This is a genomic window from Burkholderia latens (genome assembly GCF_902499045.1).
GTDB classification, from domain to species: Bacteria; Pseudomonadota; Gammaproteobacteria; order Burkholderiales; family Burkholderiaceae; genus Burkholderia; species Burkholderia latens.
Genome location: NZ_CABVPL010000039.1, coordinates 1 through 12,843, shown reverse-complemented (window position 1 = coordinate 12,843; position 12,843 = coordinate 1). Strand labels below are relative to the sequence as shown.

Here is a 12,843-nt window from a genome sequence, read left to right as displayed (position 1 = left end):
GCATTCGCGACCGGGCGCCCACAACCGATCGTCGACAACCAAGCGTCGGCAGCCGCCGCAACCGCCCAGCCCCAACCGGCCGTCCGCAACCGGCCGTCCGCAACCGGCCCACCCGTCACCGCGACACGGCCGGGCGGCGTTACCCCACCGCCCGGCCGCCCCGGCAGGCACTTCGCCGCTACGTACGGCGATCAGAAGAACCCGAGCGCCTCCGCCTGGTAGCTGACCAGCAGGCATTTCGTCTGCTGATAGTTCGACAGCGCCATCTTGTGCGTCTCGCGGCCGATGCCGGACTGCTTGTAGCCGCCGAACGCCGCATGCGCCGGGTACAGGTGATAGCAGTTGGTCCACACGCGCCCGGCCTCGACCTCGCGGCCCATCCGGTACGCACGCGTGCCGTTGCGCGTCCACACGCCCGCGCCGAGCCCGTAGAACGTGTCGTTCGCGAGTTCGATCGCTTCCTGCTCGTCCTTGAACGTCATCACCGACGCGACCGGCCCGAAGATCTCTTCCTGGAACACGCGCATCTTGTTGTTGCCGAGCAGCATCGTCGGCTTCACGTAGTAGCCCGTGCCGAGTTCCGCGGCCGGCGCCGTGCGCTCGCCGCCGGTCAGGCATTGCGCGCCTTCGTCGCGGCCGATGTCGATGTACGACAGGATCTTGTCGAGCTGCTGCTGCGACGCCTGCGCGCCGATCATCGTCTGCAGGTCGAGCGGGTGGCCGGCCTTGATCCGCTCGACGCGCGCAACCGCCTTCTCGATGAAGCGTTCGTAGATCGATTCCTGGATCAGGATCCGCGACGGGCACGTGCACACCTCGCCCTGGTTCAGCGCGAACATCGCGAGGCCTTCGAGCGCCTTGTCGAGGAACGCGTCGTCCTGGTCGAGCACGTCTGCGAAGAAGATGTTCGGGCTCTTGCCGCCCAGTTCGACCGTCGACGGGATCAGGTTGTCGGCCGCCGCACGCAGGATGTGCTTGCCGACCGGCGTCGAGCCGGTGAACGCGATCTTCGCGATCCGCTTGCTGGTCGCGAGCGCCTCGCCCGCTTCCTTGCCGAAGCCGCTGACGATGTTGATCGTGCCGGCCGGGAACAGGTCGCCGATCAGCTCCATCAGCACCATCACCGACGCGGGCGTCTGCTCGGCCGGCTTCATCACGACGCAACAGCCGGCCGCGAGCGCCGGCGCGAGCTTCCACGCGGCCATCAGCAGCGGGAAGTTCCACGGGATGATCTGCCCGACCACGCCGAGCGGCTCGTGGAAGTGATACGCGACGGTGTTGTCGTCGATCTCGGAGATGCCGCCTTCCTGCGCGCGGATGCAGCCCGCGAAATAGCGGAAGTGGTCAATCGCGAGCGGCAGGTCGGCGGCCATCGTCTCGCGCAGCGGCTTGCCGTTGTCGATCGTCTCGGCCACCGCGAGCAGCTTCAGGTTCTTTTCCATCCGGTCGGCGGCCGCGAGCAGCAGGTTCGCGCGCTCGGCGACGGACGTCTTGCCCCACTTCCGGCGCGCGGCGTGCGCGGCATCGAGCGCGAGCTCGATGTCGTCGGCGCCCGAGCGCGGCACGCGGCAGAACGGCTTGCCGTTGATCGGCGACACGTTCTCGAAATACTCGCCCTTCACCGGCGGAACCCACTTGCCGCCGATGTAGTTGTCGTACTGCTGACGATACGGATATTCGACGTCGAGGCCCAGTTGCTTCAGGTCAAACGGGTTCATACATGTCTCCTGTTCATCGTGCTTGTGTGAATGCAGCGCCGGTTGGATCGCGCTGCACGGTTTACGCAACATGCGTGCCAAACCGGCTCGCAACGGAACAGGAGCGGTGCGTCCGGGCGCCCGCCGCGGGCGGTGCCGGCGCACGGCAAACGAGTGTGCCGATTCTGAACAACGCGACGGCACAGCGGCGCGGCCGGTGTTCGGATTTTTCACAGCGGCGTCGCGCATCGGCACATGCGTCGCGGTGCTGCCGGGCTCTCCGCGTGGCATGTCGCTTGCATGACGAATGCGAATCCGCACGCACCGGCCACGCGCCGATCGAACCATGACCCATCCGGCTCCTCTGAGCGACGACGCCGTCGCGTTCATCCGCGAACAGGCGTTCCTGATCGTCGCGACCGCGAACGAGGCCGGCGACAGCGACTGTTCGTATCGCGGCCGGCAGCCGCGCGCGGACGGCTCGTTCGAGCCGCTCGTCGACGTGCGCGACCGCCGCACGCTCGTGCTGCCCGATTTCGCGGGCAACAACCTGTTCAACACGATAGGCAACCTGCTCGTGAATCCGGCGATCGCGCTGCTGTTCGTCGACTTCGTCCGGCAGACGACGTGGCTCGTGCAAGGGCGCGCGACGATCGATGAAGCGGCCGCTCGCCACGCGCACCTGTGGCCCGATGCGCGGCGTTACGTGATCGTCGAAGTGGAGCACGCGCACGCGCGGGCCGACGCGGAGTTGCCGCCGCTCGTGCTGGCGTGATCGCGGCTGCGCGATGCCAGCGTCGCGCTCGCCCGGACACGCATCAGCGGTGAGACGCGACAGCCGCCTGGGCAAGCCCGATGTGCCGAGCCATGCCGTTCACGGCACTGCGCTTACCGCCCGCTTGCGTCCGCACACGCCGCTTCCGCGCGGCGCCGCGCCGGTGCTTCATCACGCGGCTGCACACGTTCATCGACGCGCGCTTCCGTCGGCGCCGGCCGCGCGCCGAGAAACGCGAACACCACGCCCGCGCACAGCACCGTCACGACCGCGAGCCCGATCAGCAGCCGATCGAACGCGTGCGTATAGCTCGCGAGCAGCGCCGCGCGATCGACGCCAGGCAACACGGCTGCGGCGCCCGCGAGATCGCCGGTCGCGAGCCGCGCGGCGGCGCGCAGCGTCGCATCCGGCGCGCCGACCGTCGCTGCCGCCGCCTGCCGCAAATCGTCGTGCGCGAGCGTCGCCAGCACCGCGCCGACGATCGCGAGCGCGATCCCTTCGCCCGCCACGCGCGTCGTGCTGAAGATCCCGGTCGCCATCCCCGCGCGCTCCTTCGGCACGACGCTGACCGACAGCCCGTCCATCAGCCCCCACGGCATGCCGGCCCCGACCCCGATCGCGAGCATCGGCGCGATCGCCGCGGGCCCCGCGCCGCCGCGCAGCGCGACGCCCAGCCACACGAGCCCTGCAGCGGCGACGAGCAGCCCGAGCCCGGAGATCACGCCGGCCGGCAGCCAGCGCGTGAGCGTCGCCGCGACGAGCGGCACGACGAGCATCGGCGCGGAGATCGCGAGCATCAGCCAGCCCGCGTCGATTTCGCTGAACGCGTCGATGCCGATGAAGCGCAGCGGCAGCACGACGAGCAGCACGATGTAGCAGCAGCACGTCGACACCGGCAGCACCTGCACGCCGACGAAACGGGGAATCCGGAACAGCGACAGATCGAGCATCGGCCGCGCGACGCGCGTCTCGATCGCGACGAACGCGCATGCGCCGAGCGCCGCGCCGGCCAGCAGCGCGACGACGAGCGGATGCGTCCAGCCGCGCGCGGGCGCCTCGATCACGCCGAACGTGAACAGCGTCAGCGCGACGGTGAATGCCGTCGTGCCGGGCCAGTCGAGCCCGGTCGCATGCGGATCGCGCGACTCGTGCATGCGCGGCAGGCCGAACGCGAGCGACAGCACGCCGGCCACCGCGCCCGTGACGAAGATCGCGCGCCAGCCGTACTGCGCGATCAGCCAGCCGGCGAGCACGGGCCCGAACGCGAGCCCGATCCCGAACGTCGTGCCGAGCAGGCTGAATGCGCGCGTGCGCGCCGCGCCGTCGAACTCCTGCGCGAGCGCGGCCGTGCCGCCCGCAAGTGCCGCGGCGGCCGCGAGCCCTTGCGCGGCGCGCAGCAGGTCGACCGCGAGCATCGACGGCGCGAACGCGAGCGCGACCGACATCAGCGTGAAACCGCCGACGCCGCTCGCGAACAATCGTTTGCGCCCGAACTGGTCGGCCAGCGCGCCGGCGGCCATCAGGAAACTGCCGAATGCGAGCATGAACGCGTTGGTGATCCAGTTCATCGCGACCGGGCCGCCGTGCAGGTCGCGGCCGATCGCCGGCGTCGCGACCGCGCCGCCCGAAAACGACAGCGGCAGCGCGACGGCCGCCATGCAGACGGCCGCGAGCACCCACGCGCGCCGGCGTGCCGACGTCGCCGCAACAGTTGAAAACGGGTGATCCATCATCGCTCCTCGAAAAGCCCGCGCGAATGCGCGTCAACAGCGATCAAGGATAATTCCGACTCAATCGATGAAAAACCGTGCGAGATTCCGGATTTAACGGATTAAAATTCCGCAATCTGCTTCTTTGCGCCTGATCCCCGCTCCCGCTCGCCCAAGCCGATGGAAAACCTGAACGGCATCGCCGCCTTCGTCCGCACCGCCGAAGCGCTGAGCTTCGTCGCGGCCGGCCGCGCGCTCGGCATCTCGGCGTCCGCCGTCGGCAAGACGATCGCGCGGCTCGAGCAGTCGCTCGGCGTGCGCCTGTTCAACCGCACGACGCGCCGCGTCACGCTGACCGACGAAGGCCGCCACTTCTACGAACGCTGCCAGCGGATCCTCGAGGATCTTCGCGACGCGGAAGCCACGGTGACGGCCTCCGCGCAGCGCCCGCGCGGCAAGCTGCGCGTGAGCCTGCCGGTGATCGGCTACCGCTTCCTGCTGCCGGTGCTGCCCGAATTCAGGCAGCGCTACCCGGATGTCGAGCTCGATCTGGATTTCAACGACCGGATGGTCGACGTCGTCGAAGGCGGCTTCGATGCGGTGATCCGCAGCGGGCCGCTGTCGGATTCGAGCCTGATGTCGCGGCGACTCGGCCCGTTCGCGTTCGTGCTGTGCGCGACGCCCGCGTATCTCGCGCGGGCCGGCACGCCGCGGCTACCGCGCGAACTCGAAGCGCACGACTGCGTGCGCTACTGCTTCCCGACCACCGGCAAGCTGCAGGACTGGGCGCTCGCCGCCGCCGACGGCACGCCGCTGAAGCTGCGCACCGCGATGACGTGCAACAACATGGAAGCGCTGCGCGGCGCGGTCATGGCCGGGCTCGGCATCGGCTACATGCCCGACTTCCTCGCGCGCGACGCGCTGGAGAGCGGCGCGCTCGTCACCGTGCTCGACGACTACCGGATCGCGCCGGGGCAGTTCTCGATCGTGTGGCCGTCGAGCCGGCAGCTGTCGCCGAAGCTGCGCGTGTTCGTCGACTTCCTGTGCGAGCGGCTGTTCAAGTAGCCAGCTGGCGCACGCTCACCCCGCGCCGATCCGTTCCCCGATCCGTTCCGCTTCCTGCTGCGGCAACAGCGTGTCGCTGTCGTCCTTCAGTCCGACGCCGGTGAGCCCGAGCCGGCGCGCATGCGTCATCAGGTAATGCAGCTTGTGCGCGGCGGCGGCATGCGGCAGCCCTTCGGGCCGCACGTTCGAGATGCAGTTGCGCAGCGCGTCGTGGCAGCCGACCTTCGGCGCCCACGTGAGATACACGCCGAGGCTGTCCGGCGAGCTGAGCCCCGGCCGCTCGCCGATCAGCATCGCGACGACCTGCGCGCGCAGCAGCTCGCCGATCTCGTCGCCGAGCGCGACGCGCGCCTGCGTCGCGACCACCACCGGCCCGATCCGCCAGCCGTCCGCGGCGAGCCGCGGGCACACCGCCTGCAGCAACGGCAGCGCCTGCTTCGCGGCCGCGAACGCCGACAGCCCGTCGCCGACCACGAACACGACCTCCGGCGGCTCGTCGAGCGCCGCGCCGTAGCCGGCCAGCAGCGCGCGTCCGTGGTCGGACAGCTTGCGGCCGAGATCCGGCCGGCGCAGATAATGCTGACGATCGGGCGCGGCGCTCTGCACGCCGAGCGTCGCGAACCCGGCCGCATCGATCTCGCGGCGCAGCGCATCGGCGTCGAGCGGCTGGTGCACGGCGTCGCGCGCCTGCGCGTGCGACAGGTTGAACGCGAGCAGCGGCGCGGTCGGCAGGCTGCTGCCCGCACGGCCGAGCGCGATCCGCGCGTTCGTGAACGACTTGAGTTGCGCCCACGGATTCTTCTCGACGGCGTCGCTCATGCGGAAATCCCCATCCAGTCGTTCGCGCCCGCGAGCAGCGGCACGCGTGCGCTCGCGGCGCGCAGCGCGCCATGCGCGTCGGCGATTTCCATCGTTTCGAGCCACTCCTCGAATTCGGGCGCGCGGCGCAGCCCGAGCACCTCGCGCACGTACAGCTGGTCGTGAAACGACGTGCTCTGGTAGTTCAGCATCACGTCGTCCGCGCCCGGAATCCCCATGATGAAGTTGATGCCGGCCGCGCCGAGCAGCGTCAGCAGCGTGTCCATGTCGTCCTGGTCGGCTTCCGCGTGATTCGTGTAGCAGATGTCGCAGCCCATCGGCACGCCGAGCAGCTTGCCGCAGAAGTGATCCTCGAGCCCCGCGCGGATGATCTGCTTGCCGTCGTACAGGTATTCCGGCCCGATGAAGCCGACCACCGTGTTCACGAGGAACGGATCGAACTTGCGCGCGACCGCATACGCACGCACCTCGCAGGTCTGCTGGTCGACGCCGAAATGCGCGTTCGCCGACAGCGCGCTGCCTTGCCCCGTCTCGAAATACATCAGGTTGTTGCCGACGGTGCCGCGCTTCAGCGACAACGCGGCGTCACGCGCCTCGCCGAGCAGCGCGAGCGAGATCCCGAAACTCGCGTTCGCCTTCTCGGTGCCGGCGATCGACTGGAATACCAGGTCGACCGGCGCGCCCTTCTCGATTGCCGCGATCGTGTTGGTCACGTGCGTGAGCACGCACGACTGCGTCGGCACGCCGTAGCGTTCGCGGAACCCGTCGATCATCGCGAGCAGCTTCACGATCGCCGCGAGGCTGTCGGTCGCCGGATTGATGCCGATCATCGCGTCGCCGCAGCCGTACATCAGCCCGTCGAGCATCGATGCGGCGATGCCCTTCACGTCGTCGGTCGGATGATTCGGCTGCAGCCGCACCGACATCCGGCCGGCCAGCCCGACCGTGTTGCGAAACCGCGTGACGACGCGGCGCTTCCTCGCGGCCGCGATCAGGTCCTGGTTGCGCATCAGCTTCGACACGGCCGCGACCATCTCCGGCGTGAGGCCCGGCGCGATCCGCTCGAGCGCCGCGCCGTCGGCCGCGGGCGACAGCAGCCAGTTGCGGAAATCGCCGACGGTCAGGTGCGAGATCTCCGCGAACGCGGCCGCGTCGTGATCGTCGATGATCAGCCGCGTGACCTCGTCATGTTCGTACGGGATCAACGCTTCGTTCAGGAACGCCTTCAGCGGCACGCCCGCGAGCGCGATCTTCGCGGCGACGCGCTCCTCCTCGCTCGCCGCCGCGACGCCGGCGAGCTGGTCGCCCGAGCGCAGCGGGCTCGCCTTCGCGAGCAGCGTCTTCAGGTCCGCGAAACGGTACGTGCGCGGGCCGATCGTCTCCGTATAGGACATCGTTCGAATCTCCTTGCCAAATGCCGACGGCGCGCCCGTTCGACGGGGCGCGCCGGTTGCCGTCAGGAATGGCCGTTCGCGTTCATGCCGCTCACTCCTCCAGCAGCGCGTCGCCCGGCGCGCTGGCGCGCTGCGAACGGGTCGCGAGGAAGTACGCGTAGCCGAGCGCGAGGAACGCGACGAACACCATCGCGACCAGCCCGTTGAAGTACACCATCGTCCCGAGGCAGATCAGGGCCGCAACGATCGCGAACGCCGGGAAGAACGGGTACAGCGGCGCGCGGAACGGTCGCGCCATGTTCGGTTGCGAGCGGCGCAGCTTGAACAGCGCCGCCATGCTTACGATATACATCACGATCGCGCCGAACACCGACATCGTCACGATGTTCGCGGTGAGCGTCTGGCCGCCGAACTGGATCAGCTCGTCGCTGTAGATCGCGGCGATCCCTACCACACCGCCCGCGAGAATCGCGCGATGCGGCGTCTTGAAGCGCGGATGCACCTTGCCGAGCCACTCCGGCAGATAGCCTTCGCGGGCCAGCGCGAAGATCTGGCGCGAGTAGCCGAGGATGATCCCGTGGAACGACGCGACGAGCCCGAACAGCCCGAGCCACACGAGCATGTGCATCCAGCCGCTGTTCGCGCCGACGATGTACTTCATCGCCTGCGGCAGCGGATCGTTGATGTTCGCGAGCTTCGTCCAGTCGCCCGCGCCGCCGGCGAACACCATCACGCCGATCGCGAGTGCGACGAGGGTCAGGATCCCCGCGACGTACGCGATCGGGATCGAACGCTTCGGATTCTTTGCTTCCTCGGCGGCCATCGCGACGCCTTCGATCGCGAGAAAGAACCAGATCGCGAACGGGATCGCCGCGAACATCCCGTGGAACGCGCCGACGCTGAAATGATCGGCGCCCGACCAGCCGCCCTTCATGAAGTTGCTCCACGCGAAGCCCGGCGACACGACGCCCATGAACACCAGCAGCTCGAAGATCGCCAGCAGCGTGACGACGAGCTCGAACGTCGCGGCGATCTGCACGCCGACGATGTTCAGCGCCATGAACACGAGATACGCGCCCATCGCCGCGTGTTTCGGTTCGAGCCCCGGAAACTGCACGTGCAGGTACGCGCCGATCGCGAGCGCGATCGCGGGCGGCGCGAACACGAACTCGACGAGCGTCGCCGCGCCGGCCAGATAGCCGCCGGTCGGGCCGAACGCGCGGCGTGCATACGCGAACGGGCCGCCCGCATGCGGGATCGACGTCGTCAGCTCGGTGAAACTGAAGATGAAGGTGGTGTACATCGCCGCGACGAACAGCGCGGTGATGACGAAACCCAGCGTGCCCGCGCTCGCCCAGCCGTAGCTCCAGCCGAAGTATTCGCCGGAAATCACGAGGCCGACTGCGATGCCCCACAGTTGCCAGGTCCCGAGCGTCTGCTGCAGCGCGGGCTGGCCGGACGACTTGGCGCCGGCGGCGGGCCGGCCATTCGACTCTGCTTTCATCGGATTCTCCTGAAAGGCGCCGGCCTGCCGGCCCGCGCGACTGAGAATCGATGCTAGAGAGTCATAAAACGACGTGTTATCGAAATTCGGCAATGGTTTCGGCTGACGTTTCGCCAACGGGAAGGCTACAGAAACGTGTCGTCAGCGAGCAGAGCGATTGCAATCGTCGCGTTCGCGTTCCATCGCGGGATGCGACCCGACGCCCATGCCGTTGTCCGGCGGCGTCGCTCCCGTTCTCGCTGCGCACAATTTTGAGAGGGTGGCGGTGATACCGTGGTGAGCCGCTGACGAACGAGAGCAAATGAAAATGCATCGATGCACCTTCACCCTGAACGACGAACCAATAAGCATATTTGAAATAAATGGGCGGAAATTTCCTGCTTTTTCAGGTAAATCACCCTATATCAACAAACGCGACCATCAATGCTTGGGGAATTACGGACCGATCCCGACCGGTACGTACTACATTGTCGATCGGCAGTCTGGTGGCCGTCTTGGTCGATTCAAGGACGCATTTTCCGGAAAACGCGAGTGGTTCGCACTTTATGCGGATGATGGCCGTATCGACGATTACACATTTTGCAACAGTGTGACGAGAGGCGAATTTCGACTGCACCCGAAATCGGGCACCGGAACAAGCAAAGGGTGCATCACGCTCGAAAATCAGGCGGATTTCGACATCGTGCGAGGCATGTTGCTCGGCGGCCGCGGAGTCATCCCCGGAACGGAAGTCCGCGCATACGGCAAGGTAACGGTTCGATGAAAGCGTTCAAGAAAGGCGGCGCGCTCGTTGTCTGGTTGATCGCTGCCACCTTGCTCTACCAATACGTCTGGACACACAACGTCGACCACTTCCCAACTTACCCCGATTGGGTCGTGGAATGGATCGAAGATCTGTACGGGCTTCATGGAGACGATACCGAACTCTTCTACGACCTGTTCTGGCTGACGCTGTCGTTCCTGAACGTGCTGGCTATCACGCTCGCGGGGTGGCTTGTCTGGCGGGTGTGGCGCTACGTGACGAACGGAAAGCGTCGCCACGCGTCGCGCCACAACGACGAACACCCGACCTCCCGCTGAGCATCGCGCGTTGCTGCCCGGCTGCACGCGGCGGCCCGGCAGCACGCGGTCTCACACGGTCATTGGCCGCGCTGGTTGAACCAGCGATCAAGCAACTTACCCGCCGCTTCCCGGCCGCCGAGGCCGAACGACAGCGCGACCGCCACCGCGATCGCACCAAGCACGAGGCCGAACGCGAGCTGCACGATCTCGTTCGCGATGCCCATCGCGCGCAGCCCCATCGCGAACACGAGGCCGAGGATCGCGAACTGCGCGATCCGCGCGAACAGCACGCTGTGCTCGCGGTCGGCCTGCTCGATCACGCGGCGCGCAAGGCCCGCGAGCCACACGCCGATCACGAGGATCACGCCGCCCGTCAGCACGTGGCCCGCGAATTCGATGAACAGCGTGACGACGTCGCGCACCTGCGTGAAGCCGAGCCGGTTCGCGGCCTCGACCGATGCGAACAGCATCGCGAAGAACACGATCAGCCGCGCGACCAGGACCGACGGCTGCAGGATCCCCGAGAACACGCTGCCGACGCCGAGCACGACCGGCAGCCCATCGACGCCGGCGGCCTCCAGCAGCCGCTGCGCGAGCGATGCGACGAAGCGCGCGAAGTAGAACGTGACGAGCACGATCACGATCGCCGCGACGATGTCCGGCACCGCGCCGAGGAACTGGTTCAGCATGTTGGTCGCGGGAATCGAGATCGCGTCGATCTTCAGCGCGTCGAGCGCGGAGATCAGCGTCGGCACGAACACGAACACGTAGACGATCGTGCCGGCCAGGCTCGACACGCGCACCGGCGTCGGGCTGTCCAGGCTCGCGGTCAGCCGGTCGGCGCCCGCCGCTACCAGCAGGTTCGTCACGAGGCCGCGCAGCACGCGTGCGACGATCCAGCCGACGAAGCCGATCACCGCGGCCGCGAAGATGTTCGGCACGATCGCGAGCAGCTTGTCGACCATCCCCTGCACCGGCGACAGCAGGCCGGACAGCGCGAACGACGACAGGATCGCCGGCAGGAACATCAGGATCACCAGCCAGAACAGCACGTCGCCGAGATAGCCGCTCATCGGCTGCATGCCCGCGCTTTCGGACAGCGCGGCGTCGACCTTGCTCGCCCTCAGCGCGCGGTTCGCGAGGCTGCGCAACAGCGACGCGATCAGCCATGCGATCAGCGTCAGCGCCGCGCCGCCGATCAGGTTCGGCAGGTAGTTGACGATGTGCGTGACCAGCAGCGAGAACGGATTGGACACCGCGTACAGGTTGAGCACGTTGAAGATGCCCACCGCGGTGACGAGCAGCACGAGCCAGAACAGCCCGCCCGCGATGATGCGTTCCACGTACGCGCCCTGCCCGGTGCTTTCGCTGATCCGTTGATCGACCTTCAGCGCGTTGAGCAGGCGCAGCGCGCCGGCCCGCACCCCCACCGCGATCAGCCAGCCGATCACCAGGATGCCGATCGCCCCGGCGATCTTGGGCAGGTATCCGCCCAGCGTGGTCTGCAGCGACGTGATGAAGCTGGAAGCATCCATTTCTTCTTCTCCCGAAAACGTGGCGTTGCGATTGAACATCGACGAACTACCTGCGTACTTCGAAAAGCGTGCGTTGCCGCCGTAGCAACTTACCCGAGAAAAATGACGCGATCACCCGATTTCACCGTCTTTAACTTTAGTCATAGATCGGCGGGGACGAGACCCAATTTCTGCGAAATAAAAAGGGGCGGATTTTGGCGGCCGTGGTGGCGGCCTACGCATCTCCGCAAGATTTATCAATCGGCCGCGTGCTACCGTGACGTCGATTTCCGCCGGGGGGCCCACGCATGACCATCGACACGAAAGCCGAAACGCCCGCGTGGGCGCGTTATGCGGCGCGCATCGCGCGCGTTCACGATTACATCCGCACGCACCTCGACGACACGCTCGACCTGAACCGGCTCGCCGACATCGCGTGCCTGTCGCCGTATCACTGGCAGCGCGTCTATCGCGCGCTGTACGGCGAGTCGGTCGTGCTGACGGTGCGGCGAATGCGGATCGTGCGTGCGTCGGAGGATCTCGCGTGCACGACGCTGCCGCTCGACGCGATCGCGCGGCGCGCCGGCTACGGGTCGACGCACGCATTCGCCCGCGCATTTCGCGATGCTTATGGCGTGCCGCCCGCGCGGCACCGGCGCGCCGGCGTCCACCGGCCGATTTATCCGTTACAGCGAGGAGAGGAAGACATGTTCAAGCATGAAGTCGAGATTAGGCGCGTGCCGGCACTGCACGGTTATGCGGTTGCGCATACGGGCGCGTATCTGAAGGTCGGCGATGCGTTCGGGCAGATCGGCGCGTGGGCCGGGCAGCGCGGGCTGTTCGGGCTCGGCGCGAAGATGATCGGCCTCTACTATGACGATCCCGATACGACGCCGGAGGCGCAGTTGCGCGCGAAAGCGTGCGTCGTGCCGGCCGACGGCGCGCCGGACGTCGACCCGGTGCCGCCGGTCGAGCGCATCGCGATCGCCGGCGGCGAATATGCGGTGCTGCTGCATACGGGGCCGTATGCGGATCTGAAGGCCGCCTACCACTGGCTGTACGGCGACTGGCTGCGTCACTCGGGACGCGAAGCGGCCGATGCGCCGCCGTTCGAGCTGTATCTGAACACGCCGATGGACGCGGCGCCGGCCGATCTGCGGACCGAGATTCATTTGCCGCTGCGTTGAGGGGCTTGGGGCTTGGGCACGCGCTCGGCGCTCGGCGCTTGGCGCTTGGCGCTTGGCGCTTGGCGCTTGGCGCTTGGCGCTTGGCGCTTGGCGCTTGGCGCTTGGCGCTTGGCGCTT

At 67.5% G+C, this 12,843-nt stretch carries 11 protein-coding genes; 5 read left to right on the top strand and 6 right to left on the bottom strand.

All coding sequences use genetic code 11. The features are described 5' to 3' along the window. Positions 1-191: 191 nt before the first annotated feature. Positions 192-1,718 carry an acetaldehyde dehydrogenase ExaC gene (gene exaC / locus BSE24067_RS22875; protein ID WP_151066971.1) on the bottom strand — a complete coding sequence of 509 codons (1,527 nt, stop codon included), beginning with the start codon at positions 1,716-1,718 and terminating at the stop codon, positions 192-194. 325 nt (positions 1,719-2,043) lie between these two features. Between exaC and BSE24067_RS22870 the strand changes: the two genes are divergently transcribed. After that, on the top strand, positions 2,044-2,472 hold the full coding sequence (locus BSE24067_RS22870; RefSeq protein ID WP_151066972.1) for a pyridoxamine 5'-phosphate oxidase family protein: 429 nt from the start codon (positions 2,044-2,046) through the stop codon (positions 2,470-2,472). A gap of 113 nt (positions 2,473-2,585) precedes the next feature. Here BSE24067_RS22870 and BSE24067_RS22865 read toward each other — a convergent pair whose 3' ends face one another. Continuing rightward, positions 2,586-4,202: an MFS transporter gene (locus BSE24067_RS22865; protein WP_151066973.1), complete on the bottom strand. Its 1,617-nt coding sequence runs from the start codon at positions 4,200-4,202 to the stop codon at positions 2,586-2,588. A gap of 159 nt (positions 4,203-4,361) precedes the next feature. On the opposite strand from BSE24067_RS22865, the gene BSE24067_RS22860 reads away from it, so the two are divergent. Beyond that, entirely contained in the window at positions 4,362-5,246 is an 885-nt protein-coding gene (locus BSE24067_RS22860) for a LysR family transcriptional regulator (RefSeq protein WP_151066974.1), read from the top strand. A gap of 15 nt (positions 5,247-5,261) precedes the next feature. On the opposite strand, the gene eutC is transcribed toward BSE24067_RS22860, so the two are convergent. The 3 genes from eutC to eat all read right to left on the bottom strand — a co-directional run bounded on the left by eutC (position 5,262) and on the right by eat (position 8,963). After that, entirely contained in the window at positions 5,262-6,065 is an 804-nt protein-coding gene (gene eutC, locus BSE24067_RS22855; RefSeq protein WP_151066975.1) for an ethanolamine ammonia-lyase subunit EutC, read from the bottom strand. After that, the gene (locus tag BSE24067_RS22850) at positions 6,062-7,459 is read right to left on the bottom strand and encodes an ethanolamine ammonia-lyase subunit EutB (protein ID WP_151066976.1); all 1,398 of its coding nucleotides are present in this window, start codon (positions 7,457-7,459) and stop codon (positions 6,062-6,064) included. Before BSE24067_RS22850 ends, eutC begins: the two co-directional genes overlap by 4 nt. Before the next feature lie 91 nt (positions 7,460-7,550). Then, entirely contained in the window at positions 7,551-8,963 is a 1,413-nt protein-coding gene (gene eat, locus BSE24067_RS22845) for an ethanolamine permease (protein ID WP_151066977.1), read from the bottom strand. A gap of 307 nt (positions 8,964-9,270) precedes the next feature. On the opposite strand from eat, the gene BSE24067_RS22840 reads away from it, so the two are divergent. Next, entirely contained in the window at positions 9,271-9,726 is a 456-nt protein-coding gene (locus BSE24067_RS22840; protein ID WP_151066981.1) for a DUF2778 domain-containing protein, read from the top strand. Continuing rightward, the gene (locus BSE24067_RS22835) at positions 9,723-10,043 is read left to right on the top strand and encodes a hypothetical protein (RefSeq protein WP_151066978.1); all 321 of its coding nucleotides are present in this window, start codon (positions 9,723-9,725) and stop codon (positions 10,041-10,043) included. The genes BSE24067_RS22840 and BSE24067_RS22835 overlap by 4 nt, the downstream gene beginning before the upstream one ends. A 59-nt stretch (positions 10,044-10,102) precedes the next feature. Here BSE24067_RS22835 and BSE24067_RS22830 read toward each other — a convergent pair whose 3' ends face one another. Then, entirely contained in the window at positions 10,103-11,560 is a 1,458-nt protein-coding gene (locus BSE24067_RS22830) for a mechanosensitive ion channel (RefSeq protein WP_151066979.1), read from the bottom strand. 287 nt (positions 11,561-11,847) lie between these two features. Between BSE24067_RS22830 and BSE24067_RS22825 the strand changes: the two genes are divergently transcribed. Then, complete coding sequence (locus BSE24067_RS22825; protein ID WP_151066980.1) at positions 11,848-12,726, top strand: AraC family transcriptional regulator; 879 nt, start codon at positions 11,848-11,850, stop codon at positions 12,724-12,726. Positions 12,727-12,843: the final 117 nt, after the last annotated feature.

Bases quoted from the DNA above. Each gene is read 5' to 3' on its own strand.
- exaC (WP_151066971.1), bottom strand. From the start codon at position 1,718: ATGAACCCGTTTGACCTGAAGCAACTGGGCCTCGACGTCGAATATCCG.
- BSE24067_RS22870 (WP_151066972.1), top strand. From the start codon at position 2,044: ATGACCCATCCGGCTCCTCTGAGCGACGACGCCGTCGCGTTCATCCGC.
- BSE24067_RS22865 (WP_151066973.1), bottom strand. From the start codon at position 4,202: ATGGATCACCCGTTTTCAACTGTTGCGGCGACGTCGGCACGCCGGCGC.
- BSE24067_RS22860 (WP_151066974.1), top strand. From the start codon at position 4,362: ATGGAAAACCTGAACGGCATCGCCGCCTTCGTCCGCACCGCCGAAGCG.
- eutC (WP_151066975.1), bottom strand. From the start codon at position 6,065: ATGAGCGACGCCGTCGAGAAGAATCCGTGGGCGCAACTCAAGTCGTTC.
- BSE24067_RS22850 (WP_151066976.1), bottom strand. From the start codon at position 7,459: ATGTCCTATACGGAGACGATCGGCCCGCGCACGTACCGTTTCGCGGAC.
- eat (WP_151066977.1), bottom strand. From the start codon at position 8,963: ATGAAAGCAGAGTCGAATGGCCGGCCCGCCGCCGGCGCCAAGTCGTCC.
- BSE24067_RS22840 (WP_151066981.1), top strand. From the start codon at position 9,271: ATGCATCGATGCACCTTCACCCTGAACGACGAACCAATAAGCATATTT.
- BSE24067_RS22835 (WP_151066978.1), top strand. From the start codon at position 9,723: ATGAAAGCGTTCAAGAAAGGCGGCGCGCTCGTTGTCTGGTTGATCGCT.
- BSE24067_RS22830 (WP_151066979.1), bottom strand. From the start codon at position 11,560: ATGGATGCTTCCAGCTTCATCACGTCGCTGCAGACCACGCTGGGCGGA.
- BSE24067_RS22825 (WP_151066980.1), top strand. From the start codon at position 11,848: ATGACCATCGACACGAAAGCCGAAACGCCCGCGTGGGCGCGTTATGCG.